The organism is Anaerocolumna cellulosilytica (assembly GCF_014218335.1).
In the GTDB taxonomy this organism is placed as follows: domain Bacteria; phylum Bacillota; class Clostridia; order Lachnospirales; family Lachnospiraceae; genus Anaerocolumna; species Anaerocolumna cellulosilytica.
In genome coordinates, this window is record NZ_AP023367.1 from 1,357,357 (window position 1) to 1,381,779 (window position 24,423).

Here is a 24,423-nt window from a genome sequence, read left to right on the forward strand (position 1 = left end):
CTATTTTAATATTTTCTTGATTGACTGTTAATAAAATAGGAAGTAAGCTTAGAAGCAGCTTTATTTTATATTTCTATCTTGCAAATTAATTTTCTTTTTGGATTCTAATTCTAGTCGATAACTTTCTAACTCTTTGAGAATATCTTCATCTGTTTCAATTTTATGCACATATTTAATCGGTTTTTGCTGTTCTTTATATAACTCAATCATCTTACCAATTATATACTCCTTATTTTCATTATCTAATCGATGATAATAAGAAATAACTTTGCTATATTCTTTGGAATTTGTAGTTGTATAGGGAGCAATAGACTCACTTACGAAATCGTCGTTCGATTCTATTGGTTCATAATTTAAATTTTCTGTGAGTCCTAAGAGATAATCGGTTGACACCTGAAAAAACTTAGCTATTGCTAATAAATTTTCGACAGTTGGTATTTTTATTCCATTTTCATAAGCAGCAATCGTACTTTGAGTTAAATTTAACTTTTTTGCTAATTCTAGCTGAGTTAAATGCTTGTCTTTTCTTAAATGTTTAATCTTTCTTTCCAACAAACGTGTCACCTCCCTAATTTCTATCTTCCATTATATTATAATTTGAAGTTCCTTTGTGATAATATTTCTAAATATAATATTTCATTGACTATAAAACCTTAAAGTGATATAATTATTCCTGATAATGATTTTATCATCAATTTTTTTTCTATGTACCTTGAAAACTCCATAAAAGTGTTCTCGACGTTCCTCTGTGAAGCGACTGTGTTTAACGAGTAATCCGTTCCATGCGGTTAATCTTCAAAATGTGCCTAAAAGGCTAAGCGGTGATAGACCACGCCACGACCACCTGCGGAATAAACCGTAAATAAGATAACATCAAAGGTGCAAAGCGATAAATGGTATTATCAAGGCAGGGAGTGGTAACCTGCTCGCCATGATCACCAGAGGGATAATGATACTTCTGTTCGTAAAATTGGGACAGCTATCCATAGGAATGGGTAGATCCGAAGCATTAGCTGGATATGAAAGAAGAGATTGGACTATATATACAATACATATAATAATATAATTGATTATGACCTGACTTACTTGAACACTTTAATTTAAATAATCTTCATTTGAATTCGTTGTTTAACATATGGCTACTGCCTGGGTAGTCAACACAAATTATCAATTTTCAATAGGGCATATGGTATGGAAAATAAAAAATTATACTCCCCTTTCAATAATCATCATACGGTATGCTCTATTGAAAGTTGATAAAGTAATACTAACTTAAGCTGTTTACTGAGTAGACAGCTTTTTATTATTGTAGCTGGGTAATTATAATAGTTTTTGTCACATATAATGGGAATAAGCTTAGATTACGAACCAATCTGGAAAGGAGTCAACATGCAGCAATCTGAGAAGAAGTTACATAGGGAAGATAATAGTAAAAATCATGGTTATCGTGTTTATATTAAACATAGCAATAATGATAGAAGTCTTACGGACTGTATGAAGGAAGTAATTAAAACTACATTAAGCAAATCTTTACTCTAACTGGGGGATACGAAAAACATGGAATTCAGAGTAGGTGGCTATCTCAGACTGTCAAATGAAGATGGAGACAACAAACAATCAGAAAGTATTGAGAATCAGCTATCTATCATACAGCAATACTTGGATAATCATCAGGAACTTGTATTAGTAGATACCTATATTGATGATGGATATACTGGCATGAACTATGACAGAGATGAGTTCAAGAGGATGATGTGTGATATAGAAGCTGGTAAAATTAATACAATAGTTACGAAAGACCTTTCTCGTTTAGGTCGTGACCAGGTTGAAACATCCAGGCTAATAAAAAAAGATTTCATTATAAGAAAAATAAGATACATTGCTATAGATGACAATATTGATACCTTTAACGAGGAACGAAACGATATTGTTGTCCCTTTTCGAATTTTATTTAATGATTTCTATTCTCAGGATATTTCCGTAAAAATCAAGGCAGCACTAAATTCAAAAAGAAAAAGGGGTGATTTCATAGGAGCTTTTGCACCCTTTGGATATCAAAAGGACAGCAATAATAATAATCGCTTGATACCGGATGAGGAAGCTGCTGCTATAGTTAGGCGAATCTTTCAAATGTATTTGCAAGGATATGGAAAGATGAAGATAGCACGAATTTTAAATAAGGAAGGCATCCTATGTCCTACGGAATACAAAAGGGAGAAGAAAGAGAAGTATCAGAACAGCAGGAAACTAAGCAGTACGAATTATTGGACGTATTCTACCATTAATCGCATATTAAGCAACGAGGTTTATATTGGACACATGGTACAGCACAAACAGGAGAAGATTTCTTATAATCTGAAGCAGCACAGAGCTGTGCCAGCAGAAAAGTATATTGTGGTTAACAATACACATGAAGCAATTATTGAAGCAGAAACTTTTGATATAGTTCAAAAATTATTGAAATCAAAGAATCGAAATCCGGGTTTGGAGCAAAACATCACCATGTATGCAGGATTATTAAAATGCGGTGATTGTGGAAGAAGACTTGCTAAAACAAAGATTAAAACTAAGACAGGTGATACAATATATTATAAGTGCGGCTCATATAAACAATATGGAAAAGAAGTGTGCTCCAGCCATTCTATCCGGGAAGACGTGCTAAATGATATAGTCCTTGATACTATAAAAGAAGAAGCTCAGGAAGCATTAACTCAAAAAGATATAGATATTATGAAAACAATATCGTATAATGAACCCAGAGATAATGATGAATTAAAGCTTTCAGAGATTAAAATGGCAATGGTCAATCTTAAACAGGAAAAATCAAATATGTTACGAATGTTAGCCAAGGGTGTTATCAACGAGAGTGACTATCAGAATTTTCAGACTGAGATTGATCAAGAAGAAAGAAAATATCAAGAAAAAGAAACGATATTAAGAGACAAACAATCAAAAACAAATAAGTATTTAGAACAGCATGATAAGTGGATTCTTAATTTTATCAATTATGTGAACATTGATTCCATAACGAGAGAAATTCTCGTTTCATTAATTGATGAGATAAATGTATTTGAGGATAAAAGAATTATCATATCTTTTAAATTTAAGAGTCCGTTTCTATAAAGTGCTGACTGTAATATTTTTTAGAAATAACCTTACAGTCTTTATCTAGCTTTCCCTTGGGGGAATGATGATACAGAAGAAATACTTGATATATTGGAAAAATATGACATCAAGGTTACTTTTTTCATGACTGGGGGTTGGATTGATAAATATCCGGAGGATGTTAAAGCTATCGCAGCAGCAGGGCATGATCTTGGGAATCACAGTGAAAATCACAAACACATGTCGCAGCTATCTATAACTGAATGTAAGAAGGAAATCCAGACAGCTCATGATAAAGTGAAAGAACTAACAGGAATAGATATGAATTTATTTAGAGCTCCTTATGGTGATTATAATAATACGTTGATTGAATCTACGGAGGAACTAGGATATTATTGTGTTCAGTGGGATGTGGATAGTCTCGACTGGAAAGATTATGGCGTGGAATCCATTGTAAAAACAGTTGTTGATAACAACCATTTAGGAAATGGATCTATCATCCTGTGTCATAATGGTGCAAAATACACAAAAGATGCATTGGAATTAGTGATTACTGGTTTACAGTCAAAAGGTTATGAGATAGTTCCTATATCACAAATAATATATACGGATAATTATTATATGGATCATGAAGGACGGCAATTTCAAAAAAAATAAATATAGATAGTAATAACCCACTTTTCATCTAATATAATTCACTTTATTCGGTTACATAATAACTTCTCCATGAATTTCACCAAAACGAAATAGAGATTTTGGGTAATACATTGAGATTTTTGTATACAACTTAGGATAAAATCATAAATGGATTACAGTAGAACCAAAGTTGGTTATAGAGAAGATTAAAGATTTATTAGTCTAATTAATGCAATAATAATGCATTTTTCTGGAAAAATTGAGCCATAACAATTGACTTTTTTTATAAAGAATATTAAGATGGTGGAGAGGATTAAATTCAAGATAATATTGCAGTAATAGGAGCAGGAATGAAAAATAACAGGAATAATACAATATATTGGATTGTTATACTGGGAGCACTGTTAACAGTGCCGGCCGCCTTAATTGTAATGAATAAATTCACGGACGCATCTAATACTTTTAAGGCTGTTTTTATAACCATCATCTTTTTTATTATTTCAGGGGCAATAGCACTGCTCTATAACCGGATTTTCGGTGTAACTATGCATGAAATAACTGAAAGAATTAATTTAACCGAACTGGATAAAAGTCTGAGTTGGTTACAGGGGTACCCTAGAAGGCAGAGCAGCAACAGCAACAGTATGAAAAGACTGTATCAAAATGTACATCGCGTATGTGGGCAAATTGATAACTTTAAAAGAAGAAAAGAAGTTTATGTAAAGTTGTTGGATGAGGCACAACTAGACAGAGGTAATTCCTTGTCACAGCTTGTACATACTATTGAAAATGCTCTGGTAATTCACGTTGAGCGCATCATAAACCGCATAGAGATATTTGATGATAAGGTACAACCTAGTATTGTTAGTGAGAATCTGGCATATATTGAGGCTTATGTAGAAAAAAATGAAACTATTTTGTTGAATTTTGAAAAACTGATAGCGCAGGTATCCAGCATGGGTGATGTTGCTGAGGAAGCTGATATCAGCAAACTGACAGATATCATTAAAGCTATGGAAAGTATACGTGCAGATAGAGATGATGAAATAGACGATTTAGTTAAAAAGTACCAATAAGAAGGGAAGTGAGCTATAAACATGCGTAATAATAAAATTGTAAAATTTATATTTGGAATTGTTGCTGTCTTTGTAATTGTTCTTGTTTTAGTAAATTTGGCAGGCAACCCCAAGTCAAAACAGACTTCTGAATTTACTTCGTATTCAGAGAAGGATATTGCAGGTAAAATTACATTTTTAAAGGATAAAATAAATATAACAGAAGCTACACCAAGAAAAGCTTCTGTGGAACTTACTACGGCTAGTTTGTATGATGAACTACCAGAGATTGAAAAATATCCTTTAGTTGTTGAAGGAACTGGCGATATTGTGCTTGAAATTTTTGTAAGTCCTGAAAAAGCAGGTTCAGGAAAAGATGGTTGGCTGATTGAAGCAGCTAAGGAATTTAATGCTCAGAAATTCAAAGTTGGCAAAAAAACAGCATCTGTTTCTATTCGAAATGTTTCCTCGGGCCAGGGTGCTGACTATATTATATCAGGAAAATATCTTCCGGACGCATATACACCATCTTCTCGTTTATGGGGAGATTTAATTAAAGCACAAGGCGGTAATGTTACCGTTGAAGTCGATCGTATGGTGGGTAATGTGGCTGGTATTTTAGTAAGTAAGACTACAAAAAATAAATTGGAAACGGCTTATGGAAAAGCAGATTTAGAGGCGGTAATCAAAGCAGTTGTCAATAATGAAATTGTTATGGGCTATACCAATCCATTATCAAGTTCTACCGGACTGAACTTTTTATTAAGTACACTTAATTATTATGATCAGGACCAATTATTAAGTGAAAAGGCAAAAGCAGGTTTTACTTCCTTTCAGAACAACATTCCTTTTGTTGCATATACCACCATACAGATGAGAGATAGTGCTTCTTCTGGTAAGCTTGAGGGGATGATTAACGAATATCAGCTGTATGTTAATGATGAAGAATTATCTAAGTATGAATTTATACCATTTGGTATAAGACATGATAATCCCCTCTATTCTGTGGGGAATCTTTCAGAAGGCAAGCAGGCAGCGCTTGATGGATTTGTGAAGTTTTGTCAGGAATCAAAGATGCAGAAGCTTGCAGCAGAGTATGGCTTTAACGGAATGGATGAATATAAAGGAGATTCTTATGACACCTCCGGAGGTACAATTGTTCAAGCACAAAAACTGTGGAAAGAAAATAAAGACGGGGGTAAAGATATTATTGCTGTTTTCGTAGCTGATACCAGTGGTAGTATGGATGGTGACCCACTTCTTCAATTGAAAAAAAGTTTAATAAATGGTGCTCAGTACATTAACGATAATAACAGCATTGGATTAGTAAGTTATAGCTCTGACGTAACCATAGAAGTACCTGTTGCAAAATTTGACTTAAATCAGCGGGCATATTTTCAAGGTGCTGTAGAGGATTTGCAGGCAGTCGGGGGAACAGCCTCCTATGATGGCGTGGCCGTTGGTATCAGTATGTTGCTGGAGGCAAAGCAAAAGAGCCCAAATGCAAAGCTTATGCTCTTTTTATTAAGTGATGGTGCCACCAATGAAGGAAACACGATGGAATATGTATCACCTCTTATAAAGGAATCTGGAATACCAATTTATACGATTGGTTATAATGCTGACATAGAAGCATTGCAGACAATTTCGGAAATTAATGAAGCTTCCAGTATAAATGCAGATTCTGATGATGTTATCTATAAAATAAAGAGTTTATTTAATGCCCAAATGTAATACTTATACTAATAAAAATAAATTTATTATAAAAGCTTTAATATGAATAGACAGCCAGGTTTCATAAAAACCAGACTGTCTATTTTTTGTATTGATTAATTTGATAATAAGTACCAACTTACGAATCAGCCTATAAAGATGATACAATGTGAATATTTTTTTTGTAGATAGGTATAATAGCTATGTAATTCACTCACTTAAATATTCTTACCTTAGGAGGTCATCATGGAAAATAGCTATAATAACAATTATTCAGACAAGTCAGGTAGTAACGCTTATACGGGAGAATCTTCAAAAAACAAGACCAGTAACACTCATACAAGCAGCTCAAAGAATTTAGTAGATTCCAGTAAAGATTCTACTAAAAATTCTAAAAATGATTCTAATGAAAGTGCTCGTAATTGTGACTGAATATTTTATTTATACAAAAAAAGCATTTGCATTAATTGCTGATTAACTGCCCTGAATAGAGAAAGCTCCATGATTTCCTTCTTTCATCGGTTGAAAGACATAATACTTTTATGAATATCTCTTTCAATACGTATAGTTTAGGGAATTCAGGGAGCTTTTTATTTGTTATAAGGATATTTATTTCTTTAAATTTTATATTATAAAAAGAGGTACTTATGCTCATTATAAAGAATGGTAAAATAGTAACAATGGCAGGAAAGACTTTTGAGTCAGGCTGCCTTGTAGTAGAAAATGAGAAAATAGTTTCAATAGAAGAAAGATTGACTATCTCCCCAAAAGCAGAGGATATAGTAATTGATGCTACTGGAATGTGGGTACTGCCAGGCTTAATTGATGCCCATTGCCATATAGGTATTACGGAAGAAAAAAAAGGAATGGAGGGCGATGATTGTAATGAGACTACATTACCGGTAACCCCATATTTAAGGGCGCTTGATGCCATCAATCCATTAGATCCGGCTTTTCATAATGCAATACAGGCAGGAATTACATCTGTTATGGTAGGTCCAGGAAGTTCCAATGTTGTTGGGGGACAATTTTTATTTATGAAAACGCACGGCAGAATCATTGATAAAATGACACTCTTAGAGCCGGCAGCTATGAAGGTATCTTTTGGAGAGAATCCAAAAGCCTCTTATAAAGACTTAAATAAACCACCTTCCTCCAGAATGACAATAGCAGCTATGCTGCGGGAAGAGCTATTTAATGCAGCTAAATATAAATTAAAGAAAGAAAAGGCCAAGGAGAGTGGGGAAGAATTTGAGGAAGACTTTCGGAGTGAAGCCTGGCTGCCGGTTTTGGATCGAAAGATTCCGTTAAAGGCACATGTGCATCGTGCAGATGATATCATGACAGCTATAAGAATTGCAAAAGAATACAAACTTATGCTGACATTAGATCATTGTACGGAAGGACATATTATTGATGATGAAATTAAAGAAAGTGGTTTTCCAGCTATTGTTGGGCCTGATATGGCGTGCAGAAATAAATTGGAAATCGAAAATGCAGATTTCAAGACAGCAGGAGTGTTAGCGGAGAAAGGTGTTGAAGTAGCAATCACTACGGATCATCCGGTTACTTTAATCCAATACCTGCCGGTATGTGCCGGTTTTGCTGCAAAAAAGGGGTTAGGCTTGGAAGGCGGATTAAAAGCGATTACTATTAATGCTGCAAAAATTTGCAATGTTGCCAAGCATGTAGGCAGCTTAGAAGTTGGAAAAGATGCAGATATTGCTATATTTACAGGTAACCCCATGGAGGTATTCACCCATACTGTGTACACAATCATTAATGGAAAAATTATATACCAGTGGGCGGATGAGAGACATGAAAATCGTTCATACACAAATTGATAAGACTTTAATAGTATTCCTAAGTTAAAGGAAAAGTTTTAAATGAGATTTTTGATAATATCCAGTTAATATATAAAGATAGGTAATATTATACGAAGAATAAATAGATATAGAATACCTTGTAAAACGACTGGTCTGATATTTTTAACAAGATAAAATAGTTTGATTACTAGTTAGGATAAAAAAAGATACAAAATGCAAAAAAAAACAACATAATATTTGTTGGTTTTTATTGTATTGCCTGTGGGTTAATGCTAAAATGTTATTATCATACGCGAAATATGTAATAATGTGTAAATTTCGGTTGAGAAATTAAGGAAAATACAGTAAAGTTATATAAAGAGGAAAGGAAAATTATTCTAAATAACGGGCAAACAATGAAAAGGGTGGTTGAATGCTAAAAATAGTTATTGTAGATGATGAAAAACCTACACTATGTCTATTAAACAATTTAATAAAAAATATAGAAGGTATGGAAGTTATCGGTAAATATACCTTACCATCTGAAGCGTATGTAGGTATCTTGACATTAAAACCGGATATTGTCTTCATGGATATTGAAATGCCGGGTATGAATGGAATCGAATTAGCAGGCAAATTGTTAGAAAAAGATGAAGACCTGCAAATAGTCTATGTTACTGCCCATAAGCATTATGCATTAGACATTTTTAAAGTAAATTCTATTAATTTTATTATGAAACCGATTAATCCTGAGGAGCTAACAAAAACAGTAATACGCCTTGCAAAATTTAAAGGAATTCGGCAAAACAACATAGAAGAGAAAAATTATATAAAATGTTTTGGAACCTTTGAAATTAGAGCAAAGAATGGTTCTAACATCAAATTAACCTCGAAAAAATCGGCAGAACTTTTAGCCTATTTTATTTTGAATCGAAATCTGCAAATCGAAAAATGGAAAATCGGAGAAGCTTTATGGCCTGAGAATAACGAAAATCATGTTACTAGTAATTTTCACACAACCCTTTTTCGATTACGTAAAACAATTGAAATGTTTTGCAGTTTTATTAACATTACTTCAATAAAGGGGAGCAAGGATGGATATTGCTGCCAGTTGCAGAATGTAGACTGTGATTTGATACAGTTTGACAATTTTTATACAAAAAATCTTCCTCTTAATGCCGAAACGATTGGGGAATATGAAATAATCAGTCAGCTTTGTAAAGGAGAATTGTTCGAAGATTTTAATTATGAATGGTGTTATCCCTACAAGCAAAAGTATATTTCACGTATGGTAAAGGTATTAGAAGAAACTGCTGATTACTTCACTAAAACAAAACAATATGAAAGAGCTTTAAGCTATTTGTATACAAGTCTGAAATTAGATAAGTTCAATGAAAGTACCAATCATAAAATAATGAAAATATACTACGAGCAAAAAGATAAAAACAAATTGTTAAAACATTTTCAATCCTTTCAGCATGTCTTGGAAAATGAACTAAATGTTCCGGTTGAAGGGGAAAATATGAGAATATATCAAAAGTATATCTTACAATAATTGTATTATTTTAAGAAGCATTGTAAGAGGTTTGTAAGAAGGTAATAGTTATAATAAAGTAACCAGATGATAATTAATTTTAACTAATTATTTAACAAAAGGTAAAATGAGAGGGACAACTTAGGTTAGACGATTTTTGCATAAATTTTAATTTTTATTCTTAGAAGTTAAGTGTAATCGTGTAAAAGACTTGAAAAGATTGTAAAAGCAGTATATAGTATTAGATAGAGAACTTGCTCAAGGAGCAAAGAATTGGAGGTTATGAATTAAATTATTCTTGTAGGAGAGAATAAGATTGGTCTAATGGTTTTCTTGTTCCGATAGGAGGGAATAAGAATAATATACTTTAATTTCGGTAGGAGGAAATAAAGTTATATTAGCTTATTATTTATTGTAGGAGGGATAATAAGTTACAAGCATTCGTTTTAAGGTAATCATTTTCTATTTTCTTGTAGAAACAAAAAAGTTGGCAATTTTTATGTATATTGTATAATTATTAATTTTATCCTAAATTATCAATTATAGGAAGGCTTTGCTATGAATCTGTTAGTGTTGACTGCAATAAAAACAAATAACGGAGATATGCAAGGAGGATACACATGATAAAAACGCACAAAAATGACAGAAAACAATTGCAGGAAGATGTACCAGAAATATGTTATTCTAGTTCTAATATACAGTATTTCCATATTGAGAAACTTCGCTTGAACCTACACAAAATGATAAACCATAATGGAGGGATTATGGATGATGATGAAATTGTAAAGTTGGGACAGCGGTTCGACGAAGTAGTTATTGAATACTATAATGACAAAGTGTACAAAAACAAAGATTCAGGGTATCACAAGTAAATGTGAAGAGTGAGAAAGACTATAGCAGGTTATTTATAGTTTGGGCTGTTACAAATTTTATTCCAGAGGCAGATGCCAGGAGGCTGAGAATAAATTTTGTAACAGCCCTTTTCCATCAAAAATGCATCACATCTATCACAGAGGTGTTATAGTTTTCACACAAACCACTACCCCTGCCCAAATCCCTCGTACTTTGTCGAAAGCTATAATCTTCCTAATATGACTAAAATACCATAATTTTTTTTGTATAAAAATATTAAAGAGTAAAAACAAACTATAGGATATTGTCATTTTTTCGAAAACATAATATAATAACAATTATGATTGCTATTATCTATTTTTTGACAGAGGATAAAGGAGCAAACCCAAGAATTCAAATGGGGGTTGTATGTATAAAACTACAGAAATGCGTAAAAAAATATTTCGTTGGATTAATATAATGGGAATTACCGTTTCCGTTCTTTGTGTTATAGGGAATATAATAACGTCATATCCGGCCATATCTAATCTTAAATGGATATATCTATTTATATTATCTTTTATGACTATGAAAAAAACTAAAAAACTTCATAGTAGTTATTGGCAGCTTTTTTTTACCTTAAATATTATACTCATAATTTTGCCTATCGGCTGGTTTAATGGGGGAAAAGGTAATACAAATTCAACTGCCTATTTGTTCTTAATCATAATAGGCATTACATTTTTGTTCGAAAAAAAGGCAAGGGCATTACTTTTATTTATTCTTAGTCTGATGGTAGGCGCCCTGTTTTATATAGAGTATAAATATCCTACACTCTTAATGGATTACAGTGAGGAACTATTGTTCCGTGACAGAATGATACAGCTCCCCCTAACTTTAACAGCAGGATATCTGTTATTAAGACAATTTGCCAACACCTATATAGAGGAACAGCATAAACTGAATCTATATAGCCGCAGACTACAGGAAGCGAATAAGAAACTGGAAAGTCTGGCTAATAAAGATACACTGACTGATATCTATAACCGCAGAGCATTTGATATTAAGCTTCGTGGAATTATACGTAGTAAGGAGCAGCTTGAAAAAGAAATATATATAATTTTATTTGATATTGATTTATTTAAAGAAATTAATGATACTCATGGACATAATGCCGGAGACAATGTTTTGTGCAGTGTGGCAGAAAAATTTATTAGTCAGTTGTCGGAAACAGATTTTTTTTCCAGGTGGGGAGGAGATGAATTTGCCATTATATATTATGGCAAACAGGAAGAAGTTATAAGTGTAATTGGATTATTAAATCAAAAGCTGTCAGAAATTGAACTTCCGGGAAAGCATAGGGTAACCATCAGTATGGGAATCACTATGGTGAAAGAAAGCGATAGTATTAATGAAGTATTTAAGAGGGTTGATGACGGTTTATATAAATCAAAAGAAAACGGCAGAAACCAGTATACTTTTGTCTAGGATCGTTTTATCGGCCAGGTCTGCCGTCTGAATATAATATAGTACGTACTTAGGGGGAAGTCTTTCCCTCTTTTGTTTTGATTTTTGGGAAATCACTTTGAATATTGTTTTCTCTACGGTAAAGTTGTATCATTAATCCTTTTATGTAATCTTTATTTTCATCACTTAGACGATTGTAATAAGTTAGAGCATTACTTTCATCTTTATTAAAAGAGCTGTTAGCATAAGTAACAGATTCTTTTGTTAAATCACTTTGAAAACCAAAATCCTGATGACTAAAAAGAAAATCAATGGAAACATTAAAATAATCTGCCAGTTTTAATAGAACTTCAGGGTCAGGTGTACTAAAATTGCGTTCATAATTAGACATGGTAGACTTGCTGACTCCAATAATATCAGCCAAAGATACTTGAGATAATCCATTTTGTTGTCTTAAAGAACGAATTTTTTTGCCAATATCCAAAATATCACTCCTTATCTTGCGTGTTTTATTGTAATTACTTAAAAAACTGTATTATTTTTGAAAATATATCCAAAAACATTTGACAAATTACAAATAATTGGATATAATAATGTCGTAGTCACTTAGGTGGCTACAGGTGCTTAAAACCTTCGTATCATTTTTAATAAGGCATAGGGGTAAAAAAAAACTCCCCTCAAATAGTAATTAGGATTCCCTATGCCTTATTAAAAATCCTAGAATGGTAAGTAAGGGGAGCATCAGCCTACTAAATAGCAGAGCGTGAACAGGCTGAATAGGATGAACATCATACAGCAAAATAAATGAAAGATTTGCAATCTACCAATCCAGAAGCCTAATTAATTTAGTTCGGATTCGTTTTTGGATCTTCAAACCCCGGAAGATCTTTTTTCTGCGAATTTTCCTGCATGAGCAGATGTACCATCTGACCTTTGATATAATCCTTATGCTCCTCGCTTAAACGCCTATAATATTGAATTACTTTACCCTCATCCTTATTAATGGAAGAACTTCCGTTATTATAGGAGGAAGACTCCTTTAAGGCCTCATATTGGGCAATCGTATCAGCACCGCTGAATATGTAATCAATGGAGACATTAAAATAAGTTGTTAGTTTTACCAAAGTATCTGGGTCTGGGGTACTAAAATTGCGTTCATAATTTGACATAGTAGACTTACTGACTCCAAGTATGTGAGCCAGGTCTATTTGACTTAGATTATTCTCTAGTCGAAGTCGTCTGATTTTTTTACCAATATCCAAAATATCACTCCTTGTTAAATTAAATACTATCACAAATATAACAAATTGTAATAACAATTTTGAAATTCGAAAAGGAATCCAATAATATTTAACTTACAGACAATTTAATGGAAAACCATAACCTCCTGTTTTAATAATGCATGAAACATGTTATAATGGCAATACATAGTAATAGATTTTATTTAACTTTGTCTTGAGTAAAAAGTAACGATTCACTTGATTATTAGCAGAGAGGAAGATTAATATGTTGAAACCTGAAGTAGTAAGATTACTGAACGAACAGATTAACAAAGAATTTTATTCGGCCTATCTCTATATGGATATGGCAAACTACTACGCAGACCAAAGTTTAAACGGTTTTGAGAACTGGTTCTTTGTTCAGATGCAGGAAGAAAGAGACCATGCATTGTTATTCCGTCAATACCTTTTAAACAATGGAGAATCTGTAATATTGTCGGAGATAGCAGCTCCTTTTAAAAAGTATGAAAACTTTCGGGAGCCATTAGTGGAAGCCTTAGAACATGAGCAGTACGTAACAGCTTCTATTAATGCTATATATGAAGAAGCATATATAAACAAAGATTTCCGTACTATGCAGTTTTTAGATTGGTTTATTAAAGAGCAAGGTGAAGAAGAGAAGAATGCGGATGATAACATCAAAAAATTTGATTTATTTGCAGGAGACCCAAAAGGCTTATACATGCTTGATAATGAATTAAAAGCAAGAGTATACGCGGCACCTTCCCTTGTATTAGAATAAGATTATATAAAAATAGCGCCTGGTTCTATTTTAGGCGCTATTTTTAGGTTTTCCTAAAGGCTGCATACGAAAAGTATGACATTATAAATGTATCTATTTGGCGCATTCTGTGCTTGAAGATGTTAAGAATTGCGGATTTGAGTGACATATTCATGAATATTCATAAATATCAGATTCATGGCATCAAATTCTTCAGAGGGTATTATACTATTTTTTGCACCATATTCACAAAGAAAACTGGAATAAGCTACAAATCGCATATACTGTACCAGCAGATTAAATTTCTCCTCCTCATAATATTTTTTAATAATACTATAATTATGCATAATTATTTCTTCTATAATTGCAACTTCGCTTTTGGCTAACTGTTCAGTCAACTCATCAAACTTATTATTAACAAATAAGTCTTTCAAATCTGTATTAAAATTATTTACTTCTTCTGTCATAATCCAACCTCATTTTAATATTCATTCTATGGTTTTTAAAGTGCTTAACTGACATTATAATTAAGTTTGTTAGTATAGTCAATGTTATAAATTTATAGAAGAGAAGAAGGGGTGATTGGCTCTCTGTATTAGTATAACGATTTAATTACTTTGAGACGGATTGGGACTAAATTGAATAGTACTGGTTAAAATCCCTGTGATATAATTATATATCCTATTTATAAAAAGTGCTGCGCACCCTAAGATTGCGGGTTAGTGGTACTTTTTCCTGTAAAAAAATATTGACAAAAGTAGGTTTTCAGTGTAGACTTTACCCATTAAAAGCGTTGAACTTTATTACTTTAAAGTGGCTAAGCCCTGAAGTTAAAAGGGTGATGCGAAGATTTATTTAACAGGAGGGTATTTATGAAAAAAATGAAAAAAGCAATTGCGATCTCATTAATAGCAATTTTGGCAAGTACATCTCTTTCAGGTTGTGGAACAAAGGAGACGAGTTCAGGGGATAAGGTATATCGTATCGGAGTAAGCCAGTTAGTGGAACATGCTGCACTGGATGCATCCTATCAGGGATTTGTAGATGCTCTAAAAGAGGCTGGTTATGTAGACGGAGAAAAAATTAAAATTGATTATCAGAATGCGCAAAATGATTTGGCAAATACCAATACCATTGCAACAAAATTAGTAAATGACGGAAATGACTTGCTTTTAGGGATAGCAACACCTTCCGCGCAGGCACTTGTTAATGCCACGAAGGATATACCGATTCTGGTAACCGCAGTAACGGATCCGGTTGTTTCTGGTTTGATTGCTTCTAATGAAGCTCCCGGGGGAAATGTATCCGGTACTTCTGATTTAACGCCGGTAAAAGAGCAGATGGATTTGTTGGTTAAGTTGCTTCCGGATGCGAAAAAGATAGCAATACTTTATTCTTCCAGTGAAAGCAATTCAAAAATTCAGGCTGAAATGGCAAAAGAAGCAGCCACTGCTTTGGGACTTGAGACTATGGATGCAACGGTATCTAATACGAATGAAATCCAACAGGTAGTAGAATCCCTAATTAGTAAGGTCGATGCTATATATGCTCCCACTGATAATATGATTGCCTCCTCTATGACAACGGTATCTCAGGTTGCCAATGTGAATAACCTGCCGATAATCTGTGGTGAGGCAGGAATGGTAGAAAAAGGGGGACTTGCAACCTATGGAATCGATTATTATCAGTTAGGTGTCCTTACGGGCAAACAGGCGGTTAAGCTTATTGAAGGGACTGCAAAAACAGCAGACATGCCTATTGAATATCTATCTGCAGAGGAATGTACATTGACAATCAATGAGGAAGTTGCAAAACAACTTGGCATTGAGATTCCGGAAGATTTACAACAAAAATAAGAATCAAAGTAAGATATCATAAAAAGAGGAATCTGTTCCAAGTATTTATTCTTGCATTGGGACAGTTTTTTCTGTCTGAACCATATTGACCAGACAGTACTTTAAAAGGTTAATAAGGTACTTTTTTAGAAGATTGTTATGAGATAAGGGAAGGTAAGGTAAGTATATGAATATAGCAGCAATATTTCTGGCAATGCTAGGAGCTGTGTCACAAGGAATGTTTTGGGCTATACTGGCTGTAGGTGTTTATGTGGCATTTCGGATTTTGAATTTTGCGGATTTAACCAGTGAAGGCAGCTTTGCTTTAGGGGGAAGTGTCTGCGCATTATTAATAGTAGGATTTGGGTGGAATCCGTTTATCAGTTTATTGATATCTTTACTTGCAGGTATGCTTTCAGGAGTAATTACCGGTGTGCTTCATACGAAATTAAAGATTCCTGCAATTCTCTCAGGAATATTAACCATGATAGCACTTTATTCAGTTAACCTTAGAATAATGGGACAATCCAACACGCCTCTTCTTGGAGAAACTACGATTCTTACCATTATTAAATCTTTACTTCCATCTGCAACGGAGCTTGGCATACAGGATTCTGTTCTTCAGAATATTATATCAATTGGTATTGGTCTGGTATTTTCTATTCTGGTAATAGTTATTTTATATTGGTTTTTTGGTACAGAAATTGGATGCGTCGTGAGAGCTACCGGTAATAATGAAGCCATGGTAAGAGCACAGGGGGCAAGCACAGACCTCACCAAAATTCTTGGTCTGGCAATTGGTAATGGTTTAATAGCTTTATCTGGTGGTCTGGTTGCCCAGACTCAAGGCTTTGCAGATGTAACTATGGGGGTGGGTGCCATTGTAACCGGTTTAGCCTCTATTGTAATTGGAGAGGTTATTTTTCACCGTAGACGTTCCTTTGCCAGCAAGTTAATTGCAATAGTTGTTGGTTCCATTCTATACCGTGTCATCATTGCAATTGTATTACAACTTGGTTTAAATACAAATGACTTGAAGTTGTTGACAGCAGTATTGGTCGCTGTAGCTTTATCTGTACCGGTATTAAGGAAGCAAAAGGTAAGACCCAGAAGGGAGGTTGGCTAATGTTATCTATTAATAATTTGTATAAAACCTTTAATCCGGGTACTATTAATGAAAAAACAGTATTAAATGGGTTGAATTTGGAGTTACGACCTTCTGATTTTGTTTCCATTATAGGAGGAAATGGAGCTGGTAAGTCTACTATGCTTAATATGATTGCTGGTGTTCATTTTGCTGATGAGGGCGTTATTACGCTGGACGATGTCGATATAACTAGACTTTCAGAATTTAAGAGAGCGAAGTATTTGGGCAGGGTTTTTCAGGACCCAATGCTTGGAACAGCAGCAGATATGGAGATAGAAGAGAATCTTGCTCTGGCTTATAGAAGGGGAAAAAGAAGAAACTTTAGTTGGGGGATAACCAAGAAAGAAAAAGAAGAATATGTAGAGCTTCTAAAAACTCTTGACTTAGGTCTGGAAACCAGACTAACATCAAAAGTAGGGCTTTTATCAGGTGGACAAAGACAGGCTTTGACCTTGCTAATGGCAACATTGAAAAGTCCTAAGTTGTTATTACTCGATGAGCATACAGCGGCTCTCGATCCTAAAACGGCCAGAAAGGTACTGGAATTAACAGAGCAGATTATTGCGAAAAATTCCCTGACAGCTTTAATGGTAACCCACAATATGAAGAATGCTATTGAGTACGGTAATCGTTTAATAATGATGCATGAAGGACGTGTTATTTATGATGTATCTGGTGAGGAAAAGAAAAAACTGGAAGTAAAAGACTTACTGGCCAAATTCGAAAGTGCCAGTGGTGGTGAATTCGCTAATGACCGTATGATATTAGCCTAGAGTGTTTCTAATAAATATATTGTGACATTCCGGCTGCTCCGCAATGTGACATATAGTTTTAAAGGTATATAGTATATCTAATATCATTGAAAAATATCATAAGAGTATCCTGACATCTTGCATTTATACAGACGTAAAAAATTTTGTTAGGAATTCTTATGATATTTTATTTAACCTAAGTATTTGCAAATGCTATCCTTACAAAGACACAAAAAGAAGTTTATTATCTGTCGAAACATAAAGGCCTGCATTCCGTGAAAATATACATATTTTTAATGTTTTGGGAATACTAATAATTAGGACAACTTATTTTATTATACCCTCTGCTTGCCAGTTTAAATCCTATTTGCCAAAATATTCATTTATTTCTAAAATAAAAAATGATATTATTATCTGACATAATATGCTATAATATATCAATTGCGATATATCATACATACGTGGAGGATTCAGCAGATGAGATTTCTTTCTATAGATAGTGTGGCAGCGGGATCTAAACTAGGAAAGCCCCTGTATAGCGAACAGGGAATTGTGCTCTTGAGGGAAAATGCAGAACTGACAGAAAACATTTTGAGCCGATTAAAGACAATGGGATTTACAGGACTATATATTGAGGATGATATATCAGAAGGAATAATCATTCAAGATATAGTGGATGAAAGACTTCGCATGGAAGCTGCCTCTAGATTGGAAAATATCGTAAATAGCAATGGTAATATAGAAGAGATGGCACCTCTAATTTCGGATATTGTGGATAATATTATTCATAATAAGGATGTTGAGGTAAATATGAAGCATATGTGGGGACATCATGAATATACTTATCTGCATTGTGTAAATGTTGGGATATTGGCAGTGTGTGTTGGTATAAAGCTGAACTTCAGTCGTGATGAACTGTTATGTCTTGGAGCAGCAGGAATTCTTCACGATATTGGAAAAAAATTCATTCCTATAGAGATATTAGACAAGCAGGGAAAGTTGACAGATGAGGAATTTGACATTATTAAAAACCACCCGGAACTAGGTTACGGAATACTTGCCAGTGCGATTGAATTAAGCAGCATAACGAAGGTGGGAATTTTGGAACATCACGAACGATATGATGGTTCCGGTTATCCGAGAGGTCTAAGAGGTGATGAAATAACCGTATTTGGAAGAATTTTAGCAGTAGCGGATACCTATGATGCCATGACTTCAGACAGAGCCTATAGGAATGCGTTTTCTCCTTCTGAGACTGTAGAATATCTCATGGGCAATGGCAACAAACTTTATGATTCTGCTATCATTGATACTTTTATTCGCTGTGTAACAATTTATCCCGTTGGAACCTGTGTAGAATTAAGTGACGGTACGCAGGGGATTATTATTAAAAACTACTCGGACTGCGTATTAAGACCTGTAATTCGAAATTTAACCACCAAAAAATTAGTAGACTTAAAAAATGATAAAGATTATTATAATATTTGCATATCGAAATTAATCGTTTAAGGTAACTGTATGTATAAATTTAGTATATTGACAAATAATATGTAGGCTGTTATCATGATAACAGCATGGCGAAGGTGTTCTGTTCTTGGAATACTTTCGCTCCTTTTTTATTTCATAAACATGATAGGAATATATTGTAAGCTAAAAAACCTGTTTAACAGGATAAAAATAATAACAAAGGGAGAGGTAAAATATGAGTCATTATTCAAAACAAGATATCATAAGGATGGTTGAAGAAGAGGATGTTGAATTTATCAGACTGCAATTTACGGATATATTCGGCAACTTAAAGAATGTGGCGGTTACTACTAGCCAACTCGATAAAGTACTGGACAATAAATGCATGTTTGATGGGTCTTCTATTGAAGGATTTGTACGCATCGAAGAATCGGATATGTATTTATATCCAGATTTAGACACCTTTGAAATCTTCCCATGGAGGCCACAACAAGGTAAGGTTGCCAGATTCATATGTGACGTATACAGACCGGATGGAACACCCTTTGAAGGCGACCCAAGATATATTCTTAAGAAGGTAGTACAAGAGGCCAAGGAATTAGGTTATACCTTTAACGTAGGTCCGGAATGTGAATTTTTCTTATTTAATTCGAAGGACAATGGAGAACCCAGTACAGAATCCCTTGAACAGGGTGGTTACTTTGATGTGGGGCCATTAGATAATGGCGAAAATGCCAGACGTGAAATGGTATTAACTTTGGAGGATATGGGCTTTACTGTTGAAGCTTCTCATCATGAAGTAGCGCCGGCGCAGCATGAGATAGATTTTAAATACGACCATGCTTTAAAAACCGCTGATAACATTATGACCTTTAAACTGGTAGTTAGAACTATTGCAAAAAGACATGGACTTCATGCAACCTTTATGCCAAAACCCAAATTTGGTATTAATGGTTCAGGTATGCACGTGAATATGTCTCTAAGTAAAGATGGAAAAAATATATTTGATGACCCCAATGGTAAGCTGGGTTTAAGCCAGGATGCTTACCACTTTATAGCAGGTATCATGAGACATATGGAGGGGATGGCTGCCATAACCAATCCTTTAGTAAACTCTTATAAGAGATTAGTACCAGGATATGAAGCACCGGTTTATATTGCCTGGTCAGCAACGAACAGAAGTCCATTAATACGTATTCCGGCAGCAAGAGGCAGTAGTGCAAGAGTGGAACTGAGATGTCCGGACCCGGCAGCAAATCCATATTTAGCGTTGGCGGTATGCCTTGCAGCAGGACTTGATGGTATTAAGAACAAATTAACACCTCCGGACAGTGTAGACAAAAATATATTTGTAATGACACAGGAAGAAAAGGCTTCTCTTGGAATAAAGAGTCTTCCGGTTAATTTAAAAGAAGCTTTAGTAGCACTGGAACAGAACCAACTCATAAAAGACGTACTAGGTGAACATACAACTAAGAAGTATCTGGAAGCTAAATATCTGGAATGGAATCAGTATGAGCTTCAGGTTTCACAGTGGGAAATCGATCAATACTTACATCGCATTTAAAGTAGCAAAGTGGAAGAATCCGCTGAGTGAAAAAAATAAAGCGATGGAGGTGATCGGATGTGTTGAGTATAATAATAGCTTTCCCTAAGATTGATGATGCTAACAATATGAAAAATGCCCTAATTAGAAACGGTTTTGAGGTAAATGCCATCTGTACCACCGGGGCCCAAGTGGTAAGCATTGCAAATGAATTAGATGACGGAATTGTAATATGCGGTTACCGTTTTTCAGATATGCATTATAGTGAATTAAATAATTATCTCCCTAAAGGGTTTGAAATGCTTCTGATTGCATCTGCCACTAAGTTGGAAGAATGTACAGATAACAACATTGTCTGTCTTAGTATGCCTATCAAGATGCATGACTTATTGAATACTTTACAGATGATGAGTTATAATTATGTAAGGCGCAAAAAGAAAGAAAAAGACAAACCGAAGCTCAGATCACAAGAAGATAAAGCCGTGATTACCAAAGCTAAGCTAGTTCTTATGGAACGAAATAATATGACAGAGGATGAGGCACACCGATACATACAGAAAAACAGTATGGACAGTGGAACCAACATGGTAGAAATGGCTGAAATGATATTAAGCTTAATGTAGATTGAGGATGCTCTAGAGTGTATCTGAAAATACTTCTGTCGGATTGAATGTTTCGTATACGTTCTGGGTTCATGGACTATGTAATTTACAAAACAACATTACGTCATGCTTGTATATACAGGCAATTCCCCTGGCAGATGTATTTTGTAAGCTGCATAGTTCCTTTTATGCCATTCCTGCAAAGTAAGAGTGTAAGGGAAAGGGAATGTTACACAATAAAGTCAGGCATATCAGCATAGGCGAATCTCACGGGAGTAAGCGCGATAAATTAGGGAAAAGAGCTTTACCCAACACCTAGTATTTGTTATAATGTTTTTTAGACGGTGTCTTACTAAATTAAGGCAGGAAGATAGTTAATAGCAGTAGCGTGAAATAGCATTATATGCAATATAGAAAGCATTATATTGGTTTTTCTGTTAAATAATGTTCTGTAGAATACTAGTGTGAAATAAAAAGCAATTTCACACCCTGATTAGAGGCAGTGCTGCATCAGCCTAAGATGTGGTATGCAATAGGAACTAGAGAACAGAAAAATATAAGAGTATTCTTAGTTGGTAAAATAGGTAGTGTTTGATAACAGGAATACATGGTAAGAAAGGGATTAAAATCGTATGAAATTCACAAAAATGCATGGGTGCGGTAATGATTATGTATATGTAAACTGCTTTGTAGAGCAGGTAGCGGATGCTCCTTATCTTTCTAGAGTTGTCAGCGACAGACATTTTGGTATCGGATCGGATGGGCTTATATTGATTAAGCCATCTGAAAAGGCGGACTTTACTATGGATATGTACAATGCGGACGGTTCTAATTCCCAGATGTGCGGAAATGGTATTCGCTGTGTTGCAAAATATGTCTATGATTACGGTCTAACAGATAAGAAAAATATAACAGTTGAATCTGGCGGAAGTGTAAAATATCTGGATTTGAACGTAACAGATGGGAAAGTGACTGAGGTTACTGTAAATATGGGAACACCTATTACAAAACCAGGCCTTATACCAGTCATTAGTGATAAAAAACAAGTAATTGCTGAACCGCTTTTAATTGACGGCAATACTTATGAAATAACTTGTGTTTCTATGGGGAATCCTCATGCCGTTGTATTTGTTGAAGATACAAAGGCAGTTGAAATTGAAAAGATAGGACCATTATTTGAGCATAATGAAATTTTCCCGGAGCGAACAAATACGGAATTTATTCATGTTATTGACAGAAAAACCATTGATATGAGAGTATGGGAGAGAGGCTCAGGAGAGACATTGGCTTGCGGTACCGGTGCCTGTGCCAGCGTTTATGCCTGCATTTTAAATGGTTATACCGAAGATACAGTTACCGTAAGGCTTTTAGGGGGAGAACTTAAGATTCAATATGACAGGGAGAAGCATACAATCTTCATGACTGGACCTGCTGTTACGGTTTTTGATGGGGAATTAAATGTGAATTAAAGCAGTATCGCAAGGATACTTACGATATGCAGTGGGAGCGAATGTGAATTAAAAAGCATAATTCCCACCCTGAATTATAATAGTATAGCTAGGAGACTTGCAATATGTAATGTAAGCGAACCTATAGAAAAAAAGGAGTGGACAACATGTTTAAAATCAACGAAAATTATCTGAAATTACCTGGAAGCTATCTGTTTTCTGATATTGCAAAGAAGGTTAAAGCTTTTACTGATGCGAATCCCGATAATAAAATTATTCGTTTAGGTATTGGTGATGTTACCTTGCCGTTAGCACCTGCTGTCATTGAGGCGCTTCATAAGGCAACGGATGAAATGGCTGTAAAGGAGAACTTTAAGGGATATGCACCAGATTTAGGTTATGAATTCTTAAGATCTGCAATCGCTCTTCATGATTTTAAAGCCAGAGGTGTTGATATTGCAATTGATGAAATTTTTATTAGTGACGGTGCAAAAAGCGATTCTGGTAATATCGGAGATATTTTTGATGTAAACAATAAAATAGCTGTTTGTGACCCTGTATACCCGGTATATGTAGATACGAATGCTATGAGTGGCAGAACGGGTGAATATCAGCCTGATTTAGGTAAATGGAGCAATGTTATTTATATGCCTTGTACTATTGAGAATAATTTTGCACCTCAGTTGCCCGAGGAGACACCAGATATTATCTATCTTTGCTTCCCTAACAATCCCACCGGTTCTACCATTAACAAGGCAGAACTTCAAAAATGGGTTGATTATGCCAATAAAGTCGGCGCTGTTATCATTTATGATGCAGCTTACGAAGCATATATTTCTGAAGCCGATGTTCCTCACAGTATCTATGAATGTGACGGAGCGAAAACCTGTGCTATTGAGCTTCGAAGTTTTTCTAAGAATGCTGGTTTTACTGGTACCAGATTAGGTTTTACAGTAATTCCAAAGGAGTTAAAGTGTGGCGAAGTAATGGTTAACAGCCTCTGGGCAAGACGTCAAGGTACCAAATTCAATGGAGCACCCTATATTATACAGGTAGCCGGAACAGCAGTTTATTCAGAGGAAGGTAAAAAACAGACAAAAGAGCAGATCGCCTATTATATGAACAATGCAAAAGTCATCAAAGATGGATTGCTCGACGCCGGTTACAGTGTATCAGGAGGTGTCAACGCACCCTATATCTGGTTAAAGACACCGGATAAGATGACTTCTTGGGAATTCTTTGATTATCTGTTAAATGAGGCAAATGTAGTCGGTACGCCGGGTTCAGGCTTTGGCCCAAGCGGGGAAGGGTACTTCCGTCTGACTGCTTTTGGTACTTATGAAAATACCTTAGAAGCAATTGAACGTATTAAAAAACTTGGCTCTGTCACAACATAAAGAGTTATCTTAAAATAGAAGAATAATTAAACTATTGGATAGAATGGAGGGTATATATGTTTGAATTGACATTTCTGGTCCT

Annotated in this window: 22 protein-coding genes and 1 pseudogene; 19 read left to right on the top strand and 4 right to left on the bottom strand. The window is 34.6% G+C overall.

Features of this window, described 5'->3' with window-relative positions:
* Positions 1-60 precede the first annotated feature (60 nt).
* Positions 61-552 (bottom strand): helix-turn-helix domain-containing protein, encoded by a 492-nt coding sequence (locus acsn021_RS05930; protein WP_184092990.1) that lies wholly within the window; start codon positions 550-552, stop codon positions 61-63.
* Between the two features lie 837 nt (positions 553-1,389).
* Here acsn021_RS05930 and acsn021_RS05935 point away from each other — a divergent pair.
* The 10 genes and pseudogenes from acsn021_RS05935 (at position 1,390) to acsn021_RS05980 (ending at position 12,167) form a co-directional block, all read left to right on the top strand.
* On the top strand, positions 1,390-1,539 hold the full coding sequence (locus acsn021_RS05935) for a hypothetical protein (protein ID WP_184092989.1): 150 nt from the start codon (positions 1,390-1,392) through the stop codon (positions 1,537-1,539).
* An 18-nt stretch (positions 1,540-1,557) separates the two neighbouring features.
* Positions 1,558-3,123, top strand: coding sequence for a recombinase family protein (locus tag acsn021_RS05940; protein ID WP_184092988.1), 1,566 nt, complete (start codon positions 1,558-1,560; stop codon positions 3,121-3,123).
* A 57-nt stretch (positions 3,124-3,180) separates the two neighbouring features.
* Positions 3,181-3,762, top strand: a pseudogene (locus tag acsn021_RS05945) (polysaccharide deacetylase family protein); the annotation flags it as partial.
* 329 nt (positions 3,763-4,091) lie between these two features.
* Entirely contained in the window at positions 4,092-4,817 is a 726-nt protein-coding gene (locus tag acsn021_RS05950; protein WP_184092987.1) for a hypothetical protein, read from the top strand.
* 21 nt (positions 4,818-4,838) lie between these two features.
* On the top strand, positions 4,839-6,530 hold the full coding sequence (locus tag acsn021_RS05955; RefSeq protein ID WP_184092986.1) for a vWA domain-containing protein: 1,692 nt from the start codon (positions 4,839-4,841) through the stop codon (positions 6,528-6,530).
* A 225-nt stretch (positions 6,531-6,755) separates the two neighbouring features.
* Positions 6,756-6,941 carry a hypothetical protein gene (locus acsn021_RS05960; protein WP_184092985.1) on the top strand — a complete coding sequence of 62 codons (186 nt, stop codon included), beginning with the start codon at positions 6,756-6,758 and terminating at the stop codon, positions 6,939-6,941.
* 215 nt (positions 6,942-7,156) lie between these two features.
* A complete protein-coding gene (locus acsn021_RS05965) occupies positions 7,157-8,353 on the top strand; it encodes an amidohydrolase (RefSeq protein WP_184092984.1) in 1,197 nt (398 codons plus the stop codon).
* Positions 8,354-8,747: 394 nt separating this feature from the next.
* A complete protein-coding gene (locus acsn021_RS05970; RefSeq protein WP_184092983.1) occupies positions 8,748-9,869 on the top strand; it encodes a response regulator in 1,122 nt (373 codons plus the stop codon).
* A gap of 599 nt (positions 9,870-10,468) precedes the next feature.
* Positions 10,469-10,720: a Spo0E family sporulation regulatory protein-aspartic acid phosphatase gene (locus tag acsn021_RS05975; RefSeq protein WP_184092982.1), complete on the top strand. Its 252-nt coding sequence runs from the start codon at positions 10,469-10,471 to the stop codon at positions 10,718-10,720.
* 388 nt (positions 10,721-11,108) lie between these two features.
* Positions 11,109-12,167, top strand: coding sequence for a GGDEF domain-containing protein (locus acsn021_RS05980; protein WP_184092981.1), 1,059 nt, complete (start codon positions 11,109-11,111; stop codon positions 12,165-12,167).
* Between the two features lie 49 nt (positions 12,168-12,216).
* Here acsn021_RS05980 and acsn021_RS05985 read toward each other — a convergent pair whose 3' ends face one another.
* Together acsn021_RS05985 and acsn021_RS05990 are read right to left on the bottom strand one after the other, a co-directional pair.
* Positions 12,217-12,630 (bottom strand): helix-turn-helix domain-containing protein, encoded by a 414-nt coding sequence (locus acsn021_RS05985; protein ID WP_184092980.1) that lies wholly within the window; start codon positions 12,628-12,630, stop codon positions 12,217-12,219.
* Between the two features lie 361 nt (positions 12,631-12,991).
* Positions 12,992-13,408, bottom strand: a complete 417-nt coding sequence (locus acsn021_RS05990) for a helix-turn-helix domain-containing protein (protein ID WP_184092979.1) — start codon at positions 13,406-13,408, stop codon at positions 12,992-12,994.
* A 244-nt stretch (positions 13,409-13,652) separates the two neighbouring features.
* Here acsn021_RS05990 and acsn021_RS05995 point away from each other — a divergent pair, with 244 nt between their 5' ends.
* Positions 13,653-14,168 (top strand): ferritin, encoded by a 516-nt coding sequence (locus acsn021_RS05995; protein WP_184092978.1) that lies wholly within the window; start codon positions 13,653-13,655, stop codon positions 14,166-14,168.
* A 122-nt stretch (positions 14,169-14,290) separates the two neighbouring features.
* Here the strand turns inward: acsn021_RS05995 and acsn021_RS06000 are convergent, their stop codons facing one another.
* The gene (locus acsn021_RS06000; RefSeq protein WP_184092977.1) at positions 14,291-14,614 is read right to left on the bottom strand and encodes a hypothetical protein; all 324 of its coding nucleotides are present in this window, start codon (positions 14,612-14,614) and stop codon (positions 14,291-14,293) included.
* A 405-nt stretch (positions 14,615-15,019) separates the two neighbouring features.
* Here acsn021_RS06000 and acsn021_RS06005 point away from each other — a divergent pair, with 405 nt between their 5' ends.
* From acsn021_RS06005 to acsn021_RS06040, 8 genes are all read left to right on the top strand, one after another.
* The gene (locus acsn021_RS06005) at positions 15,020-16,003 is read left to right on the top strand and encodes an ABC transporter substrate-binding protein (RefSeq protein WP_184092976.1); all 984 of its coding nucleotides are present in this window, start codon (positions 15,020-15,022) and stop codon (positions 16,001-16,003) included.
* Positions 16,004-16,169: 166 nt separating this feature from the next.
* Complete coding sequence (locus tag acsn021_RS06010) at positions 16,170-17,108, top strand: ABC transporter permease (protein WP_184092975.1); 939 nt, start codon at positions 16,170-16,172, stop codon at positions 17,106-17,108.
* Positions 17,108-17,902 (top strand): ABC transporter ATP-binding protein, encoded by a 795-nt coding sequence (locus tag acsn021_RS06015; RefSeq protein ID WP_184092974.1) that lies wholly within the window; start codon positions 17,108-17,110, stop codon positions 17,900-17,902. Before acsn021_RS06010 ends, acsn021_RS06015 begins: the two co-directional genes overlap by 1 nt.
* Positions 17,903-18,358: 456 nt before the next feature.
* Complete coding sequence (locus acsn021_RS06020) at positions 18,359-19,390, top strand: HD-GYP domain-containing protein (protein ID WP_184092973.1); 1,032 nt, start codon at positions 18,359-18,361, stop codon at positions 19,388-19,390.
* Positions 19,391-19,583: 193 nt separating this feature from the next.
* Positions 19,584-20,915: a type I glutamate--ammonia ligase gene (glnA, locus tag acsn021_RS06025; RefSeq protein ID WP_184092972.1), complete on the top strand. Its 1,332-nt coding sequence runs from the start codon at positions 19,584-19,586 to the stop codon at positions 20,913-20,915.
* A 59-nt stretch (positions 20,916-20,974) separates the two neighbouring features.
* Complete coding sequence (locus acsn021_RS06030; RefSeq protein WP_184092971.1) at positions 20,975-21,517, top strand: ANTAR domain-containing response regulator; 543 nt, start codon at positions 20,975-20,977, stop codon at positions 21,515-21,517.
* 611 nt (positions 21,518-22,128) lie between these two features.
* Entirely contained in the window at positions 22,129-22,965 is an 837-nt protein-coding gene (dapF, locus tag acsn021_RS06035; RefSeq protein WP_184092970.1) for a diaminopimelate epimerase, read from the top strand.
* A gap of 146 nt (positions 22,966-23,111) precedes the next feature.
* Positions 23,112-24,341, top strand: a complete 1,230-nt coding sequence (locus tag acsn021_RS06040; RefSeq protein WP_184092969.1) for an LL-diaminopimelate aminotransferase — start codon at positions 23,112-23,114, stop codon at positions 24,339-24,341.
* The last annotated feature ends 82 nt before the right edge of the window (positions 24,342-24,423 follow it).